The organism is Gluconacetobacter azotocaptans (assembly GCF_014174355.1).
GTDB classification, from domain to species: Bacteria; Pseudomonadota; Alphaproteobacteria; order Acetobacterales; family Acetobacteraceae; genus Gluconacetobacter; species Gluconacetobacter azotocaptans.
Genome location: NZ_JABEQF010000009.1, coordinates 52,890 through 72,362, shown reverse-complemented (window position 1 = coordinate 72,362; position 19,473 = coordinate 52,890). Strand labels below are relative to the sequence as shown.

Sequence of the window (19,473 nt, the reverse complement as noted above, 5' to 3'; positions counted from 1 at the left end):
CTGTCTGTCCAGGAGCCTATGGTAACGTAATGACAATGTTCGCGTGATCGTCAACGCGGACGTGGCAGTCCGGCGGCACGATCGTGGTTCCTTCATATTCCTCGATGATCATCGGCCCGGGCCCCGGCTTCGCCGTCAGCGCCTCACGCCCGACGACCATCGTGGCCACTCGGCCAAATTCCGGACCGAAATAGACGTCCCGCGTGGTGGCCGGCGTCGATTGGGGGAAAACATATCCGGGCAATTTCCGGTTTCCTTTCGGCACCCTGGCCGTCAGGCGCAAGGTCACGATTTCCACCGCCGTTTCTGCCAGGCGATAGCCGTAGATACGTTCGTACTCGCTCTCGAAACGCTGCCTCAATCCGCGCCTGGCCCTGTCGTCGAGCGCGCCTTCCGCGGAAAATGGAATGGTGATTTCAAATGCCTGTCCCACATAGCGCAGGTCGGCGGCGCGCTCGATCATCAGCGCCCCGACCGGCCGTGCCAGCTCCGCACGCACGCGATCGAGGAGCATTGCATAGAAACCCGTCAGGGCCACGGTGCAGTCCTCATCCAGGCGTTTGAGAAAGGCCGCCGACTTGCTGGTCTCGATATCCGCGTACAACAGGCCCAGCGCGCTGAAGACCCCCGCGCCAGGAGGCACGTAGACCGTTCTGATCCCCAGGGCCCTGGCCAGTGAAATGGCGTGGATCCCGCCATTGCCTCCGAAAGCGATCATGGCAAATTCGCGCGGATCCCGTCCCCGGAACGTCGTGACCGATTTCACCGCGCGGGTCATGATGGTGCTGACCAGCTGATGGACACCATGCGCAGCCCGGTCCATGTCCATGCCCAGCGGCGTCGCGACGACGCGGCACAGGGCCTCCACGCTGCGCTGCGCCTCGATCGGCACGCTCCCGCCGGCCAGGGCCTTCGGATTGAGAAACCCCAGTACGACATTGGCATCCGTGACCGTCGGTTCGGTTCCACCCCGGCCATAACATGCCGGCCCGGGAGAGGCGCCCGCGCTGTGCGGCCCGACTTTCAGCCCTCCGGCTGGATCCATCCAGACGATCGAACCGCCCCCTGCCCCGACCTCCGATATGTCAATGACAGGAAGTTTCAGGGCATAACCGCCGCCTTTCGCCAATTTGGACGAAATGGAAATTCCACCGCCGACTTCATAATCGTCGGTGCGCACCAGGGCGCCCTTTTCGATCAAGGACGCCTTTGCCGTCGTCCCACCCATGTCGAAGGAAATCACGTCGAGATGTCCCGCCTCGACCATGGTGCGCAGCGCGCCCAGCACGCCGGCGGCCGGCCCGCATTCAACGATCTGGGCCGGCCGGGCGACAACCGAAGTCGCGGCGACAATGCCGCCGGCGGAATGCATCATGAAAAAGCGCGACGGCAGCCCGGCATCTGCCAGTTGCGCCGTAAGGGAGGCAAGATAGCCCCGAACCGGTGGCCCGACATAGGAATTGATCACAGTCGTGCTGGTGCGTTCATATTCACGCATCTCAGGCAGGACATCGACCGAGAGCGAGACGAACATGTCCGGAAAGCGCGCCGCGATCATCTCACCGATACGCCGCTCATGAAAATCGTTCGCATAGGAATGAAGCAGGCATACCGCAACCGCTTCGACATTTTCCCTATCCAGCGTATCGAGGGCACGGAGTACCGAGGCCTCGTCCAACGGCACCAGTACATTGCCGCGGAAATCGACCCGTTCTCCCACCTCCAGGCGTAGCCGCCGTGGAGACAGCGGAGGGGGCTTGCAATACAAGGGTTCGTACAGGCGAGGGACACGGATGCGCCGCATTTCCAGCACGTCACGAAATCCCGCCGTAGTGATCAGGGCCGTCCGTGCGCCCTTCCCCTCGAGAATGACGTTGGTCGCGACCGTGCAGGCATGCATGACCTCGCCCACATCCTGAACGGACAATCCTTCCGCCTGCAGAAGCTCCATGATCCCGCTTACAACGCCACGTCCGTAATCATCGGGCGTCGAGGGTACTTTCCGGGTCGCGATCGTTTCGTCCCACCGGATCAGAGCGATATCCGTGAACGTGCCGCCGATGTCCGCGGCCACGCGGAGCCGAGCCTTCATCGTCATCCCTTCCCTTGCCGGCTTTTCGGACCGAGCGCCCCCGCCTCCGCGCGGCCCCATCCGCCGCCGCCGGGCGTCTCGACAATGACCGTCTCCCCGGCGGCGAGGGTCACGGAGCATTTACCCTTGAGAGGTTGTTTTTCACCGTCGACGGCTTGCAGGCCGTTGCGGCCCACGCAGCCTTCGCCACCGCCATGAAGCCCATAAGGGGCAAAGCGGCGCCGGTCGCTCGACAGGGACACCCGCGCCTCGTGATCCAGAACCTTGAGGGCGCGAATGACGCCCTCTCCCCCGTCATGATGCCCCTTTCCCCCTGAACCGCCGCGCAGTTCATAGCGCTCGACGCGCAGCGGATAGCTGATTTCCAATGCCTCGATCGGCGTATTGAGCGTGTTGGACATATTCGCATGCACCGCGCTCATTCCCGGCCCCATCGGCCGGCCGCCCTGTCCACCGCCAATCGTCTCGATATAGGTATAGGGCTTGCCGTTGCGCGGATCCGTGCCCCCGATCCCGATCAGGTTCATCGTCCCCTGGCTCGCCGCCGCGATGCGCTCGGGCGCGAACTGCGCGAAGGCGCGCAGGATCGTGTCGGCGAGTCTCTGGGTTGTTTCCGTGTTGCCGGCGCACACCGCAGCCGGCCGCACGGCATCGAGAAAACAGCCCGGAGGAATCCGAATATCGACGCGCCGCATGACCCCGGCATTGGGCGGCAGCGAAGCATCCATCAGGATCTTCATGCAGTAGAAAACGGCCGAGAATGTCATGCCCGCGACCGCGTTGACATTGCCCGGACGCTGGGCCGACGTGCCTTCGAAATCAAAGCCCATGCATTCCGGCGTTACATCCACGCGCAGCTTGATCCTGACGGGTTCGTCACTGCTTCCGTCATCATCCAGGCAATCCTCGCTCTCCCACGTGCCACGGGGCAGTTCAGCGAGCCGGCGTATCATTCTTCTTTCGGAATAATCGAGAATGGCCGCCATGCCGTCGCGCAGCGTCGCCACGCCGAATCGCTCCGCCAGCTCCTGCAGCCGGACGATACCGACGCGAAGAGCCGCCAGCTGGGCATTCAGGTCGCCCTTCCGTTCCTCCTGCGTCCTGACATTCGCCAGGATCATCTTCATGATATCGGTCTGTTCGACACCCCGGCGATAAAGCCTGATGGGTGGAATAATGATGCCTTCCTGGAAAATGCTGGTGGAATTGCCGGGCATCGAACCCGGCTCGATGCCGCCGACATCGGAGTGATGCGCCCTGGACGCGACATAGGCGATGCAGTCATCCCCGATGAATACCGGTGCGATCAGCGTAATATCCGGCAGGTGGGCACCCCCGACAAACGGATCGTTGACGATGACGACGTCGCCCGGTTCAAGCGGGTCCAGGGTCGCAAGCGTCGGACCCACCGCACGCTGCATGGAGCCAAGGTGAACGGGAACATGCTCGGCTTGCGCGATGAGTTGAGAATTCGCATCGAAGAGAGCGCATGATGCATCCATCCGCTCCTTGATATTGGGCGAAAACGACGTCAGCTTCAGGACGATACCCATTTCCTGCGACGTCGCCTCCAGGGCGTTGCGCAACACTTCCAGGGTAATCGGATCGAACGTCTTCATTGTGCCACCTCCACAATGAGGTTTCCCGATTCGTGGGCAGTCAGCACGTCTCCGGGATACAGCACCGTCGTAGCGGAGACTTCTTCTATGATGGCGGGTCCGGTTATGACATTACCCGCCATCAGTTCCGATCTGCGATAGACGGGCGTATTGAAAAGCTGCCCCTTGGCGTGGGCGTCCAGCGGCTCGAAATAGATTTTCCTGCGGCCGGCATGGGCCTGGGACGGCGGCGTCGATCCGCCATGCGCCAGGGAGGGCAGGACCGGGGTATCGATCCGGCCGATCGCGGTCACATTGATGCCGACGATCTCGATCGGGGCGGACGGGTCGGCATAGCCGAACCGGACCTGATGGGCCTCATGGAACAGCACCGGCAGGGTTTTCCAGTAATCCCTGGCGTCGAAATCAACCAATATCGGAAGGTCATAGCTCTGCCCCACATAGCGGACCTCAAGCCTGACCTCGATCTGTCTCTGCTCCGGCGCAATGCCCTCGCGCTCGAGCCGGGCGAGACCCTGCTGAACCAGCGGGAGGACCAGTTCGGACATGTCCTCTTCCGTCTGGTCCGCGTAAGCGGCGATATGGGTGGCGACAAAATCATGCCGCAGGTCCGAGATCAACTGCCCCATGGCGCACAGGATTCCGGGAGTCGGCGGAATCATCACCCGCGGCATACGCAGTTCGCGCGCGACCGGACTGCCGTGCATGGGCCCGGCCCCGCCAAACGGCACCAACGCGAAATCGCGCGGATCATATCCTCGCTCGACCGAAACAACGCGGATACCACGCACGATATTCGAATGCGCCACGCGGAGAATGCCCGCTGCCGCTTCATACACCGTTATGTCCAGCGGCTCGGCAATCGCATCGCGGATCACCCTGAATGCCGCTTCCACGTTCAGGCTCAGGCTACCGCCCAGACGCGATTTGCCATCAAACCGGCCGAGCACGAGGTTCGCGTCCGTGACGGTCGGCCGCTCTCCGCCACGGCCGTAACAGGCCGGGCCGGGAACAGCCTCCGCGCTCATGGGGCCGACACGCAGCGCGCCGCCTTCGTCGATCCAGGCGATCGAGCCGCCGCCGGCCCCGATGGCATTGATATCGATCACCGGAATTCTGATGGGGACCGTTTCCAGTACGGCGGAGCGGGTGATTTCCGGACGGCCCTTGCGGATCAGACTGATGTCCGTACTGGTCCCGCCGATGTCCATGGTAATGATGTGATCGATCCCCGCGCGCCGCGCCACATGCGCGCTTGCGACGACACCGCCCGCCGGGCCGGACAATACCGTGCTCACAGGTCGCGATCGCGCGCTCTCCAGGCTCATCAGGCCGCCCGCGGCGTCCATCACCATGACCGGAACATCATTCCTCAGAGCAAGCCCGTCGGTTTCGTCGACCAGCATGCCGTACAGGGAACGGAGATAGCGATCCATCACCGGGCGCAGGTAGGCATTCAGAACCGTGGTGCTCGCACGCTCATATTCACGAAATTCCCTGCTGACATCGGTGGACGCGCAGACATGCACGCCCGGCAGATGCTGCTCCAGCAACGCACGGGCCCGCTGTTCATGCCCAGGATTCGCATAGGAATGGAGGAAGAGGACCCCGACAGCCTTTACACCGGCACGATGCATGGCCTGTGCCGCCTGTATGACATCGGCTTCGTTCAACGGCTCGACCTCAAGGCCGGAGGCGTCGATCCGGCCGCGCGCGGTAAAGCACAATTCCGGGTCCACCAGCGCACCTGGCTTGACAATGGAAATATCGAAAAGCGTCGGACGGTTCTGCCGTCCGATCTCAAGAAGATCCTTGAAGCCGTGATTGGTCAGGAAGGCCGTCAACGCGCCATTCCGTTGAATGACCGCATTTGTTGCCGTGGTCATGCCGTGTCCGACATAGTCCACTTCATTTCCGCTGGCACCATGCTGATCGATGGCACGTTTCAGTCCCTCCACGGTTCCCTTCGCCCGATTTTCCGGCGTGGTGGAAACTTTGGATACCGTGATCGTTCCGCTGACCTCATCATAAGCAATACTGTCAGTGAAGGTACCGCCAACGTCCGATGCGACGCGAATTTTTTTTACCATGAGGAGCCGCCATCGATTTGCGAATGCATTCCGAACGCATTGAACCACATTTCCTGCGCCTGTAAATAAAATATTTCCTTATGGGGATGTTATTTTCGTGTCAGGAAACACCCTCAACGCACGTGCCTGGTACGGATGGCACGTCGACCGGCCTCGCCGCCGATCCGCGATCTTTCAAGAAATCCTTCAAATATTTGATGATATCGGACATGGCACCCGTGACACATCGTTACGAATAAGTTTGAAGATTACCGCACGCAATCCGGCCATGCGTTCGCGGATACTACCCCCTCCCGCTACAGGAGGGCAGCCATGAAGCGCCGGTGATCAGTCCGATGATGGACGATTGAAAGAATTTTCAGTCCATCACAATAAAATGCGCGAAAATCGAGTTAGTTCACGACGTCAATTCACGATACGAGCTCGCGTACCATCGGATTGGTGAAGTTTTCTATGGGGCCTTACAAAAAACGTCATGATGACGCCGAACACGCCGAAGGGCACGACCAGGGCGGCGGCGGTGCCCCAGCCCGAATGCGGATGAACCTGTCCCATCATGACAATGGGCACGAACCCAGACGCCGAATTTCCAGCAAACTGCACCCAGCCCGTCAGGAAGGCGAGCGTACGGTCGCCAATATCCTGAATCGACGACCAGATCGAAACCTGCGCCATTCCGACGCCGAAAAGCGAGACGCAAAGCAGGACGATGGACAGAATGAAATTCTGCGAAACCAGTGCGACCGAGAGCGAGGCGGTTCCCAGCAGAAATCCGCAGACCGCCAGCGGTGTCCGGGCCAGGCGGATCGAGCGCCACCGCTTCGCGATATAGTCTGACAGGGCGCCATTGACGGCGACGGACACACACAGGGTGATCCAGGGAAAGGCGAACAGCCAGCCACTGTTGGCGACACTGACATGCCAGCGCAGATTAAGAAAGATAGGCATCAGGGATTGAAAGAAGCTTTCAACAGCCACCAGGCTGAAATACATCATCCCGATCGCCCAGAACTGGCTTTTCCTGAGGATCGCAAGATTCGCCGCGCGCAATCCCTGTTTTCCTCGCCCGTCGCCGACAGGGCGGATTATTTTAAAATTGGGATACAGGGACAGAAAAACCATCGTAAACAGAAGGCCCAGGACGCCATAGACAAAGAAGCAGGTCTGCCACCGGGCCTGTGAGGCGATGAAGCTTGTCAGCGGCCCACCCAGGGCGGAACCGACATATGTGCCGCCGATGACCGCCGCACTGGTCGTGGCGCGTTCGCGAACGTCGAACCAGTGACGGAGCGCGAGGACACTGGCCGCAATCACCGGCGCCTGGACGCACCCCAGCAGAAATCGCGCGATCGTCAGACTGGACGGCTCCCGGCAGAACGGCGTCACGAACACAATCGTCGACCAGATGACACAGGATGCCGCCAGAACAAGGCGCGCGCCGCATAAATCCACCAGGATGCCCGAAGGAATCTGACAGATGGCGTACCCCCAGGCGACGGCGGACAGGATTTTCGACAGGGACAGATATGATATGGCAAATTCATCATGAATCGCCGGCGCCAGGACGACGAGCACCTCCTTGTCCATGGTCATGAAAACGCCGAATGGAACAATCAGGCAGAACAGCACCCACCATCTTTGCGGTCGCGCGCGGGCGGAGGTATCCGACGGTTCGTGGTCTATGGCCAAAACGTCACTCAAGAAGAGACCTCCACGCAAGAGGAGAATGAGTCCGCATGTGCTCACGCCTCGGATCGGTTTGACCTGAAACGAGCAGACTTCAGGACACGGCATTCCGCCGGACACCGGTCGACGACGATGCCTCGAACCCTTCTGGCGCGAAAAAAACGGCGCGCCTGCCGCAGCCGGCGACGGGCACATCGCCTTTCCCCGTTGTCTACGGGGCCATATAACGCGCCAGCGATCACCTCTTCATGACGCGTGGCGCCGCACCGGAAATATTCCTCGCAGGAAGATCATATTCCTTCAAAGAAATAAAACGCAAGGACTGAGTGCCGTGATACTCAAAAAAGCGCGTCATGGACCTATGTCCCACAGGTTCCACCGGGCGGCGGGGAGATCTCAGCCCCACGCGTCATATCCGCCGCCGCCAGCCGTATGGATCTCGATCTGCTGCGCGGCGTCGAGATGCAGGATAGGCGGCACGGGATCCAGCACCTGGCCGTCCACCCGGATGACACAATTCATCCCCTCCCCACCGCCATCCAATCCCCAGGGCCGGGTCGCGAGACGTGAGCCATCCAGTTCCAGCCAGCAGGGTTTCAGCACCTTGTAGATGCGCGACAGCCCCATTCCGCCACGATGGCGCCCTTCGCCGGCCGAACCGTCTCTGAAGGCGTAATTGACGACCTCCAACGGATATTCCATCTCCAACGCCTCGATCGGAAGATTCGACGTGTTCGTCATATGCTGCTGGACGCCGTCCATGCCGGATTTGGCGGGACGGGCCCCACCACCGCCGCCCAGAACATCGAGGTAGATCCAGTGGTCGGCCATGTTGTCGCTGGAAAACAGCGCCGATACCGCGGCCCCGCATCCGGCCGCGGGCAGCCGCGCCGGCAGCGCCCGTGCCAGGGCACCGTGAATCAGGTCCACCACGCGCTGGCAGGTATTGATGCGTCCGTTCACCGCCGCCGGCGAAACACAGTTCAGCAGGGAGCCCGCCGGCGCCTCGATATGCAGCGGACGTGCCAGGCCGGAATTGGGCGGCGCATCGGGATCCAGAGCCGCCTTGACGGCATAGCACACCGTCGCGAACAAGGCGGTATAGGTCATGTTGACGCTGGACCTGACCTGCGCCGGCGCCCGGAATGCCAACGTCATCTCGTCGGCCTTGACCGACACCGTCACACCGATGGGCAGCGGCTGCGGCGTTTCCGGGCTTTCGAACACGTCGTCGAAATCATATCGTCCGTCGGGCACGGTGGCGATCGCTGCCCGCAACCGGCGTTCCGCATGGTCGAGCAGCGCCTGCCCCGCTGCCGCGACGGTCGGCGCGCCATATTTCCTGAACAGGTCCTTCAGGCGCACCACGCCGAGGCGGCACGCGGCACGCTGGGCCCGAAGGTCCGACAGGCGCTCGGTCGGAGACTGGCAGTTCAGCAGGATCATCGACTGCACGGCATCCTCGGTGACGCCCTGCCTGACCAGCCGGACCGGGGGAATCCGGATGCCTTCCTGGAAGATATGCGCATGCCCGCGATCGGCGAAATCGGCATGATGGGCCGTGTTGATAACCCAGGCGCTCAATATGTTCTCGCAGAAGACGGGCTCGGCCAGGACGAAATCGGGCAGATGTGTTCCACCGCCTTCATAGGCGTCGTTGCCGATGAAAATATCGCCTGGATGGATATCGGCCACGGCGTACCGGTCCAATATGGCCGGGATGAAGGCCACGAAGCTGCCGAGATGCATAGGAATATGCTCGGCCTGGCTCAGGATAAGCCCGGCCGCGTCGCAGATCGCCGTAGAGCAGTCGCGCCGCTCCTTGATGTTCGTCGAAATGCTCGACCGAACCAGAGCTTCCCCCATTTCCTCGGCAATCGATGCCAGCGCACTACCGATGACTTCGACGGTCACGGGGCTTATTGGCGTCGTCTTACTCGGCTGCGTCATCTCGCTTGCTCCGTCCTTATGCCGATCCTGATCGTTTCGTGGCCGGGCCGTGGGGCATCTGTCAGGGCCGCCGCCCGGCTCCCCTGCGCATGCGGCACGCGTTAAATCTGGACACGCCGCAACGGAAGACGATGATAATTCCGGTCGAGCCACAGAAGCGTCTCGTCGACCGCACCGAACGCCACCTGCATGATCTCGCAGAACAGCACGCTATGCGTTCCCACTTCGGCGCTTTCGGACAGGCGGCAGTCGAAGGACACTGCCGCGCCCGCAAGGAGCGGCGCCCCCGTCGCCCCCGGCTGCCAGCCTCCACCGGCGAAACGCTGTTCCATCGTCATGCTCGCCGAGGCGAACGCATTCGCGAGTTCATGCTGATGCCCCGCCAGCACGTTCACGCCGACGACCTTGCTGGCCAGCAACGTCTCCCGTGAACGCACGTTTCGGTTCATGCAGACCAGCAATGTCGGCGGATCGTCCGTCACGCTGCAGACGGACGATGCGGTGAAGCCATGATACCCGCCGGCGTCGCTGGTGGTGATCAGGCAGACGGCCCCCGCCAGACGGGACATGCCGCGTCGGAAAAGATCCCCAGAAATCATCGCAGTTCCCACCGTGTTCCAGTGCGGGCGGCCGGCACGCCGCCCTACAAGCCTGTTTCGATAATGATGTTCAGATGCGGCTCGACATGGGCTGTCATGCCGGGAAGAATGACTGTGGTCGCATCCATCTGTTCCACGACGGCCGGCCCATGCAGGACGTTGCCCGCCCGCAGGCGCGACCGGTCATAGACCGGGCATGCGGTAAAGCCCCCTGTTTCGGGAAACCAGATTTCCCGGGTGCCGAGCAGTGCCGTGCCGGCGTCCGGTCCTGCGTCGTCATGGGCGGGGAAGTTGGCGCTTTCGATCCGTCCTCCGGCCTGGACGCGAAAGGTCACGAACTGGATAGGATCCGTGGTCGAGGCGAATCCGTACTGCTCGGTGTGGACCTGGCGGAAGGCGGTGACGAAATGCCCGATCGTCTCCGCCGTCACCCCGTCCAGCTCGCCGATTGCCACCGGCAGTTCGTAGTTCTGCCCGGCATAGCGCATGTCCGCCGTAAAGGTCAGGCTGCGCGCGCCCTCCTCCACGTTCTCCGCCAGGAACCATGCATCCGCCTGCCGGCGCAGGCTCCCAACGAGTTCCGCGATCACCGCCACGGAATCGTCCTGCGCGGGGAGGATCCGGGTTACCGAGAAATCGGCCCTCAGGTCGGTCAGCAGCAGGCCCAGGGCGCACATCACCCCAGGGGTCAGCGGGATGATGACGCGCTTCATCTCCAGTTCCAGCGCCAGGCGCGCCGCGTGCAACGGGCCGGCGCCCCCGAAGGCCATCAACGCGTAATCGCGGGGATCATGGCCTTTCTGCACGCTGATGACGCGCACCGCCCTGGCCATGTTGGCCGTAACGACCGAAATGATGCCCTGGGCGGCTTCCATGACATCCAGCCCCAGCGTCTCTGCCAGCAGCGCGATCTGGGAATAGGCGCCGTCATGGTTGATCTTCATACGCCCACCCAGAAGAAATTCCGGATTGAGCGTGTGCAGCACCACGTTCGCGTCGGTCGTCGAGGGCGTTTTGTTGCCCTTGTCGTAACAGACAGGCCCCGGATCGGCCCCGCAGCTCTGCGGGCCGACTTTCAGCAGCCCCCCGGCGTCGCGAAAGGCAAGCGAGCCGCCGCCCGCGCCGACCGTGTGGATGTCGAGCATCGGCGCCTTGATCGGATAGCCATGCACGTTCGCCTCGCCCATCAGGCGGCATTTGCCTTCCTTGAGCAGGGCGACGTCCGAACTGGTGCCACCCATGTCGAAGGTGATCAGGTTTGGCTCGCCGATCGTCATGCCGATCTTCTGCGCCGCGACGACGCCGGTCGAAGGACCTGACAGCACGGTGCGAACCGGCAGCGTCCGCGCCGCCTCGAAGCTGATGACACCGCCGTTCGACTGCGTGATACCCGGCGCGACCTTCAGCCCCTGTTCCTGTAGCCGCGTTTCCAGCCGGTTGATATAGTTCTCCATGACCGGGCCCAGATAGGCGTTGACGACAGTCGTGGAAAACCGTTCGTATTCCCGAAACTCGGGCGCCACGACGTAGCTCGCCGAGATGAAGACGCCGGGGAATGTCTGCTCCACGATCTCGCGCGCGCGCCGTTCGTTTTCCGGATTCAGGAAGGCATAGAGAAATCCGATCGCGATCGCCGCGACGCCCGCGTCGCGCAGGGCACGCACGGCCTCGCGCAGCTCCGCCTCGTTCAACGGCACCGCCACGCTTCCGTCCGAGCGCACCCGTTCGGACACTTCGAGGCGCAGGTCACGGTCCACCAGCACCGGCGTCTTGTCGGCATTCAGGTCGTACAGGCTGGGACGCCGCTGCCGACCGATCTCGATCAGGTCACGAAAACCGCGTGTCGTGATCAGGCCCGTGCGCGCGCCCTTGTGCTGGATCAGCGCGTTGGTGCCGACTGTCGTGCCATGACCCAGGAATCCGACCTGGCTCATGGCCGCACCAACGGTTTCCAGCCCCTCGGAGACGCCCGCCGCGATGCCCCGGGACGGGTCGTCGGGGGTCGAGGAGACCTTCCAGATGGCGAGCTGTCCGCCCTCCTGATCGTAAAGGCAGATATCGCAGAACGTGCCTCCGGAATCGACCCCAATTCGCCAGGACATCGGTTTCTCCATTTTCACGCAGAGGTTGGCGGCGTCATCCGTGCAGGGTCAGGGATGCCCCCGCGTCACCCGTCGTCCCTTCGAAGCGGCCGTGGCGGAACGGATCGAGCGTCCATTGCCTCCCGTTGCCGATCACCAGGTCACGCAGGACCTGCCCCACGACCGGCCCCAGGCAGAACCCATGGCCCGAGAACCCCATCGCGATGACAAGGCCGTCGATTTCGGGGGGCGCGTCGATAACCGGCAGCGCGTCGGGCGTCAGATCGATCAGGCCGCTCCAGCATTCCTCGATCAGGGCATCGGCGAATGACGGGACAACCGTCGTGAAACGCTCCACGATCCTGCCGAAGGATGATGCCGGGGTCGGCACGACCGGGCGCGTGCCGCCACTCAGCACGCCGTGCCACGGCAGAACGCCGCTGGTCACCCGGAAACGCCCGTCCGGTTCCTGACGCCCCGCACAGTCCGCATTGGCGACACCGATCACCTGCGACAGGATCTGCCGCCCCGGCATGCCGCGCAGCACGGACACCATGTGCGGATTGATCGGCACCGCCAGATTCAGGGGCGCGAGCAGGGCATTCCCTTGCAGCCCCGCGGCCACAATGACGTGGGAGGCCGGGACGAACGTCCCGTTCGCCCACACCCCCTGGACGCGCCCGTCACGGCACTCGATCCGCTCGACGGTCGTACCGGGGCGGTAGTCGGCGCCCTGGCGCCGCGCCGCGGAGAGATAAGCCTGGCAGGTGGCCAGAGGGTCCGCATATCCGTCCGTCGGGCAGAACGACGCGCCCAGCACAGCATCCGAGACGGCTGGCGCGATATCGCGCACCTGTCCAGTATCGAGCAGCCTCAGATCGAGGCCGCTGGCCCGCTGACTGTCGACCAGCCGGCGGATGATCTCCATCTCCTCGACCGTGCGGGCGACACGCAGGTTGCCGTCCTGCCGGTAGCCGATGGACGCGTCGAGCCGTTCGCCGAGGTCGGACCACAGCGCCACCGCCGCCCGCGCCAGAGGCAGTTCCGCCGCGTCGCGGCCGGACTGGCGCACGCCGCCCAACGTCCAGCCCGAAGCCATGGCGGCGCGGGCATAGGTGTCGAAGACTGTGACCGAGCACCCCACCGACACCAATTCGTAAGCCGCCGCGAGACCCATGATGCCCGCGCCGACGACCACTATGTCAGGCATTGTTTCGCTCTCGTTCCCCGTGGCATTACCGCTGCCGGCTTGCCAGGTTGCGTTCCGGCCATTCTGGATCATTGCCCCAAGGCAACAAGGTCCAGTTCACGCGAAACGCGTGGACCAGTTGCGGCACACGCCGTGGTTTTTCCTGAATCTTCGGCGCTTTCCCCCCGCCGCGCGTTTTTGAAACGGCGCCTCTACGGCTTTCCAGCGACGGCATGGCTGGACCGCCGCCACGCCGCCGGCGTCGTGCCCGTCGCCTGCCGCATCGCCCGTGTCAGCGCGGTCTGGTCCGAATACCCCACGCGGCAGGCGATCTCCGCAATGCTCTCGCTCGTCCAGGCCAGTTCCTCACACGCCCGGCCGATCCGCCGTGCCGCGAGATAGGCCGCCGGACTCTGTGCCAGTTCCTTCTGGAACAGTTGATGCAGTTGGCTCACGCTGATGCCACAGCGCATGGCCATCTCGGACGTTGTCCAGGCGTAATCGAGCTGCGCCTCGATTGCGGCGAGCAGTCCGGCTAGACGCGAGGCCGGCCTGCGCAGGTCGAGCAACAGCGTATCGAACAGCAGCGGCACCCAGTTGCGCGCCAGCGCCTCCCCCCATTGCCCTCCATGGCGCGAGGTCTCGGCAAATTCGATCAGACGGCGCGCCGCAGGCGAGACGGGCACGTAGATCAGCTGGGCCATCTGCTCGATATGCGCGCCCTCCAGCGTCTCGCTGTCGAGATCGACGACCAGAAAGAGATTTTCCCCCCGGCCCGACTGCGCGTGCGTGACACCGGGCGGCACGAAGGCCGCACATGCGTGATGAACCCACCCGCCCCGGCCGCCGATTTCGATCTCAAGCCTGCCGGCCAGCGGCAGTACCAATTGAGCATGCCGATGGGAATGGCTATCCGTTTCATGGTGATAGCTGCGAAAGCTCAGTTTCAGGTTTTGAGCGGACATTCCGTCGCTTCCCGGTTTACGAAACGGTACGACACGCTAGACGAAATGGCGGCCGCAAGGCAATTCGACGCCCGCCCGGCGTCAAGGCCCCGAACACTCCCCGCCTGCTGTCGATAGCAGGTCAAAACAAATGGAGACACGGTCAAGAACGGCGGCGGCATCCTGGGCTATGATGATCAGACGCTGAAAGGGCCGTGGCCGGCTGTTTCGCCAGGGGGTTCAAAATGCATCTGACCGATTTCAAGGTACTCGCTTTCGACTGCTACGGCACGCTGATCGATTGGGAAACCGGAATTTACACCGCACTCCAGCCGCTTCTGGCGAAGCTGGGCAACCCCATGTCGCGTGACCAGGCGCTCGAGATCTTCGCCCGCCATGAATCCGACCAGGAAGAGCAGACGCCCGAGATGATCTATTCTGACCTTCTCGGCGTGGTCTATCGCCGCCTGGCCGCGGAATGGAATGTCGCGGTGACCGAGGCGGAAGCCCTTACCTTTGGCGGATCGGTGGCCGACTGGCCGGCTTTTCCGGACTCGGTCGAGGCCCTGGATTACCTGAAACGATATTACAAGCTCGTGATTCTCTCGAATGTGGACCGCGAGAGTTTCCGGGCGAGCAACCGCCGGCTCCAGGTGGAATTCGATGCCATCTACACGGCGCAGGATATCGGTTCTTATAAACCTTCACCGCGTAATTTCGCGTTTCTTGTCAGCCATGTCGGGGCCATGGGCTTCGCCAAGCCGGACATCCTGATGACGGCGCAGAGCCTGTTCCACGACCATGTGCAGGCGAACCGGATCGGCATCGCATCGGCATGGATCGACCGTCGCCACGCCACCGAGGGATGGGGCGCGACCATGGAGCCGGAAACGCTCCCGCATCTCGACTTCCATTTTCGCAGCATGGGCGAACTGGTCGAGGCGCATAAGAGGGAATGCGCGGCGCAGTCATGAAGTAATTGCCATCTGGTGGAATCGGATGAAATGCGCCAGCCTTTGGTGTAATGGCCGGATGCGTTCGCGCTGATCCATGGACATGGCGCGAGCCTGCCGTTTCGCCGAACGTTATCCGATCAGATCATTTCTCTCGCGGATCGGAGAAGGCGCATGTCCTCCATCACCGACCGGCTTGAACGCCTGCCGTTCTCGCGCTTTCACCGGCGCCTGCTGCTTCTTGGCGGCCTGGGCTATGCGTTCGACGCCATGGACCAGGCCAGTATCGCATTCGTGCTGCCCGTTGTCTCGCGCCTGTGGCATCTGACGTCCGTACAGACGGGCACGCTCGGAAGCGCCACATATATCGGCTTCTTCTTCGGCGCGCTCAACGCGGGGCTGGCGGCGGACCGCTGGGGCCGCAAATTCATCATGATGACGGCGCTTGCCATCTATGCCGCGGCTTCGGCCGCCAGCGCGATGGTGGAAAGCTGGCCGGCATTCTTCATGCTACGGATCGTGGCAGGATACGGCGTGGGGGCGGAAAGCGTCGTCATCGCGCCGTTCCTCGCGGAATTCGTGGCCAGCCGCTATCGGGGCCGCTTCACCGGGGCGCTGGCGGGGTTCTTCTCGTTCGGCTTCATCGGCGCGGCGCTGATCGGCGTCGCGATCGTTCCATCATGGCCGTCGGGCTGGCGTGTGGCGATCGGCCTGACGGCCCTGCCGGTCGTCATGTTGCTGGTCTGGCGACGGTCCCTGCCGGAATCCCCGAAATGGCTGGAAAGCCAGGGCCGCCACGCGGAAGCGGCCCATATTCTCGCCACGATGGAACACGAAATCCCAGGGCGGCGGGACACGCCCCCGCCACCCGAAAGGACAGCCGGCAGCGGGCGGACAGATGGCCTGCGCGACCTGTGGCGGGCACCGCAGCGACGCGCCACGATCCTGGCGTCGGCGCTGTGGTTCACGGTCAACTGGACCTATTATGCCTATTTCACCTGGCTGCCGTCGCTCCTGCTGGCAGGGGGTGCTTCGATGCAGACGGGCTACAACCGCTCGCTCCTTATCTACTCGGCGCAAATTCCCGGCTATTTCGTGGTCGCGGCGGTCATCGACCGGATCGGGCGCAAGCGCGCCCTCGGCCTCTGCCTGGGTTTCGGCGGCCTGAGCGCCCTGGCCTTCGGCCTGGCGCACGGCAGCGTCGAGACGAATCTATGCGGCCTGCTGCTGTCCTTCTTCCTGAATGGCTGCTTTGCCGGATTGTATGTCTATACGCCGGAACTCTTCCCCACCGTGGTCCGGACCACTGGGCAGGGCCTGGCCTCGGCGGTCGGCCGGCTGGGCGCGATCGCCTCGCCGATGCTGGTCGGTTTCATGTTGCCGCGAACCGGCTTCGCAGGGGTGTTCGCCATGCTGGGAAGTGTGCTGCTGCTGGGTGCCGCCGCTGTATGGTGGCTGGGCCTGGAAACCGCGGGACAGCGCCTGCACGACACACTGGCCGCGCCGGACGGCAACCCGGACGGACGCGTCCCCCTGCCGTCCCCCGCCGAGCCGGCCTGACGCCGGGAGTGCCCTCATCGCGAAACCAGCAAAGGACCCCCGCAGGATGCCGCATGAGATCCTTCCTACCCCGGCCGGCGATGAATTCGCGGCGGCCTTCATCCGCTCCGGCTTGCCCGTCGTCCAGCCGGCCACCGCCCGAACGGCGGGAGAAGGGCCGCACGACTGCATCGTCTTCCAGAACGGCCTGTTGATAGACGGCACGGGCGCGCCGATGTGGGGGCCGGTGACGATCGTCGTCCAGAAGGGGATGATCACCAGCCTGACGAAAAGCCACCACGCGCCACCGCCGCGGGAAGGCGCCAGGGTGATCGAATGCCATGGACAGGTGCTGACCCCCGGCTTCATCGACTGCCACGCACATATCGGCGCGCCGTTCCATGCGGCGAACGGCACGATGCCGCACGCGGACTATGTCTATGCGCTGTGGCTCGCTCATGGCGTGACGACGATCCGCGAGGCCGGTTGCTTCAATGGCCTGACCTGGACGAAAGACCAGCAGGCGGCGGCGGCGGCCGGACGCATCGCCGCCCCCCGGATCCATCCCTATGCCGCGTTTCCGGCAACCAACGATTATGTCAACATCCTGCACACGCCCGACGCGGCACGGGATTGGGTCGCGAGGGCGCGGGACAACGGCGCCGAAGGGGTGAAATTCTTCGGCGCGCCACCGCATGTCATGCAGGCAGCGCTGGCCGAGTGCCGGAGGCTGGGGCTACGCAGTTGCTGCCACCATTCCCAGCTTGCCGTCGGCCGCATGAACGCGCGCGACACGGCGCAGTGGGGACTGACCAGTACCGAACATTTCTACGGCATTCCCGAAGCCTTGCTGGAAAGGAACACGGTCCAGGATTTTCCCGTCGACTATAATTACAGCGACGAATATCGACGCTTCTCTACCGCCGGCACGACCTTCGACCAGGCGGCCCGGCCAGGCAGTCCGAAATGGGAAGCTGCGCTGGACGCGTTCATCGCCGCCGGCCACACATTCGTGCCGACTTTCAATGTCTACGACACGAACCGCGACCTCATGCGCATGCGCGGCGCCGACTGGCACGCGGTCTATACCGACCCGAACCTGTGGCGCTATTTCCAGCCCCAGCGCGGCGGCCATGGCGCCTATTGGCATCGCTGGTCCACCCGCGACGAAGTGGCGTGGCGGAACGCGTTCCGCGACTGGATGACGTTCGTCAACGCATTCAAGGCGCGCGGCGGCCGCGTCTGCGTCGGCAGCGATTCCGGCTTCATGTTCCAGCTCTACGGCTTCGGCTATGTGCGCGAGCTGGAATTGCTGCTGGAAGCGGGATTCACGCCGCTCGAAACCATCCGGGCCGCGACGGCGCAGGGGGCGGAACTGCTGGGAATCGACGCGGACGTCGGCACGCTGGAGGTGGGCAAGCGCGGCGACATCCTGGTTCATGATCACAACCCGATGGAGGATTTCAAGCTGCTGTACGGCACCGGCGCGCTCCGCCTGGCCGACCACACGGAGGATGCGGGCTTCGTCCGCGGCCTGAAGCTGGTGATCAAGGACGGCATCATCTACGACACCGATGCGTTGCTGGCCGATATCGCGCGGCAGGTCCGCGCGCGCCGCGCCCAGGCATGACGCGGCGCATGGGACTGTCGACCTGGCTGCTGTGCGGCAGCCTGGGCAGCGGCAAGACCACGCTGCTGAAACATTTCCTCGCCCTGCCGGAAGGACGCGACACAGCGGTCGTCGTCAACGAGGTCGGCGAGGTCGGCATCGATGCCCATCTTCTGCATGATGTCGCGCGCAACGCGCCCGTCACGCTCATCGGCAATGGCTGTGTGTGCTGCTCGGTACGCGGATCGCTGGGCGAGGCGGTCGAGCGGGTGCTCAGGACACGCCACGAACGCGGCCTGCCCCCGGCCCGGCGGCTCGTCATCGAACTCAGCGGCCTGGCACGCCCCGGTGAAGTGATCCGCGAATTATCGTCGTGGGACGGGATCATCGCCGGCTTCACGGTCGTAGCGACGGCCGATTGCGCCCTTCAGGCCGCATCCCCCGCCCCCTATCTGGCCGAGCCCGAGCCGGCGGCGATGGCACATGTCGTCGCCTTCACCAAGCCGGAAGGCAGGGACGCCGCGTTCCGTGAGATGATGCGCGCCCGGATCCATGCCGTGAACCCGCTGGCCAGGACGATCTGGGAAGACACCCTGCCGGCGCGGGCGGCACGCGCCTTTTCCAGCGCCCCCGCGATATCGCCGTCCGTCCCGCGCCTGGCCTGCCACGACGGCGCCCCCGCACATCCGGCGATCCGCGTCATGAAAGCCGAATGGCCGGAGGGCATGAGCTGGTCCGCTATCCAGGCGTGGCTCGACGCCACGGCGGCGTTCCTGGGTTCGCGGCTTCTGCGGATCAAGGGCTTCGTCGCCGTCGCCGAATGCGACGAGCCCATACTGGTTGAAGCGGTCGGCACGGTCTTTTCCACGCCAAGGCGGATGGCGACGGACCGGAGCCTGCCCCTGGGCCTTGTCCTGATCGCCGCGGACATCTCCGCCCATGACCTCGCGACCGCCGATTTCGGCACGACAACCCCACGCCCGGAGATCACGGCGACCTGGTCCGGATGAACCCGAAGGAACGCAGCCGGATCACGCATGGCACAAGCGGGGACACCGGAACCGGCGCCACGGAGCGCCGTCCGCGACGGCGGACGTCGCGACCCGGCCGCATGCGTCGCGT

General features: G+C 63.7%; 13 protein-coding genes. 4 read left to right on the top strand and 9 right to left on the bottom strand.

Annotation, left to right across the window (positions count from 1 at the left end; all coding sequences use genetic code 11):
* Nucleotides 1–16: 16 nt before the first annotated feature.
* The 9 genes from HLH34_RS12675 to HLH34_RS12635 all read right to left on the bottom strand — a co-directional run bounded on the left by HLH34_RS12675 (nucleotide 17) and on the right by HLH34_RS12635 (nucleotide 14,271).
* Nucleotides 17–2,092: a hydantoinase/oxoprolinase family protein gene (locus HLH34_RS12675; protein WP_183119951.1), complete on the bottom strand. Its 2,076-nt coding sequence runs from the start codon at nucleotides 2,090–2,092 to the stop codon at nucleotides 17–19.
* A gap of 2 nt (nucleotides 2,093–2,094) precedes the next feature.
* A complete protein-coding gene (locus tag HLH34_RS12670; protein WP_183119950.1) occupies nucleotides 2,095–3,711 on the bottom strand; it encodes a hydantoinase B/oxoprolinase family protein in 1,617 nt (538 codons plus the stop codon).
* The gene (locus HLH34_RS12665) at nucleotides 3,708–5,801 is read right to left on the bottom strand and encodes a hydantoinase/oxoprolinase family protein (protein WP_183119949.1); all 2,094 of its coding nucleotides are present in this window, start codon (nucleotides 5,799–5,801) and stop codon (nucleotides 3,708–3,710) included. The genes HLH34_RS12670 and HLH34_RS12665 overlap by 4 nt, the downstream gene beginning before the upstream one ends.
* A 405-nt stretch (nucleotides 5,802–6,206) precedes the next feature.
* Complete coding sequence (locus HLH34_RS12660) at nucleotides 6,207–7,547, bottom strand: MFS transporter (protein WP_183119948.1); 1,341 nt, start codon at nucleotides 7,545–7,547, stop codon at nucleotides 6,207–6,209.
* A gap of 336 nt (nucleotides 7,548–7,883) precedes the next feature.
* Entirely contained in the window at nucleotides 7,884–9,401 is a 1,518-nt protein-coding gene (locus HLH34_RS12655; RefSeq protein WP_338086073.1) for a hydantoinase B/oxoprolinase family protein, read from the bottom strand.
* Between the two features lie 137 nt (nucleotides 9,402–9,538).
* Nucleotides 9,539–10,006: a flavin reductase gene (locus HLH34_RS12650; protein ID WP_204736911.1), complete on the bottom strand. Its 468-nt coding sequence runs from the start codon at nucleotides 10,004–10,006 to the stop codon at nucleotides 9,539–9,541.
* A 74-nt stretch (nucleotides 10,007–10,080) separates the two neighbouring features.
* Nucleotides 10,081–12,138 carry a hydantoinase/oxoprolinase family protein gene (locus HLH34_RS12645; protein ID WP_183119945.1) on the bottom strand — a complete coding sequence of 686 codons (2,058 nt, stop codon included), beginning with the start codon at nucleotides 12,136–12,138 and terminating at the stop codon, nucleotides 10,081–10,083.
* A gap of 34 nt (nucleotides 12,139–12,172) precedes the next feature.
* Nucleotides 12,173–13,327 (bottom strand): NAD(P)/FAD-dependent oxidoreductase, encoded by a 1,155-nt coding sequence (locus HLH34_RS12640; protein WP_183119944.1) that lies wholly within the window; start codon nucleotides 13,325–13,327, stop codon nucleotides 12,173–12,175.
* 191 nt (nucleotides 13,328–13,518) lie between these two features.
* The gene (locus HLH34_RS12635) at nucleotides 13,519–14,271 is read right to left on the bottom strand and encodes an AraC family transcriptional regulator (RefSeq protein ID WP_183119943.1); all 753 of its coding nucleotides are present in this window, start codon (nucleotides 14,269–14,271) and stop codon (nucleotides 13,519–13,521) included.
* Nucleotides 14,272–14,495: 224 nt separating this feature from the next.
* Between HLH34_RS12635 and HLH34_RS12630 the strand changes: the two genes are divergently transcribed.
* The 4 genes from HLH34_RS12630 (at nucleotide 14,496) to HLH34_RS12615 (ending at nucleotide 19,361) form a co-directional block, all read left to right on the top strand.
* On the top strand, nucleotides 14,496–15,224 hold the full coding sequence (locus HLH34_RS12630) for a haloacid dehalogenase type II (RefSeq protein ID WP_183119942.1): 729 nt from the start codon (nucleotides 14,496–14,498) through the stop codon (nucleotides 15,222–15,224).
* Between the two features lie 153 nt (nucleotides 15,225–15,377).
* Nucleotides 15,378–16,763 (top strand): MFS transporter, encoded by a 1,386-nt coding sequence (locus HLH34_RS12625; protein ID WP_183119941.1) that lies wholly within the window; start codon nucleotides 15,378–15,380, stop codon nucleotides 16,761–16,763.
* Nucleotides 16,764–16,809: 46 nt separating this feature from the next.
* Nucleotides 16,810–18,372, top strand: a complete 1,563-nt coding sequence (locus HLH34_RS12620) for an amidohydrolase family protein (protein WP_183119940.1) — start codon at nucleotides 16,810–16,812, stop codon at nucleotides 18,370–18,372.
* An 8-nt stretch (nucleotides 18,373–18,380) separates the two neighbouring features.
* Nucleotides 18,381–19,361, top strand: a complete 981-nt coding sequence (locus tag HLH34_RS12615) for a CobW family GTP-binding protein (RefSeq protein ID WP_183119939.1) — start codon at nucleotides 18,381–18,383, stop codon at nucleotides 19,359–19,361.
* Nucleotides 19,362–19,473: the final 112 nt, after the last annotated feature.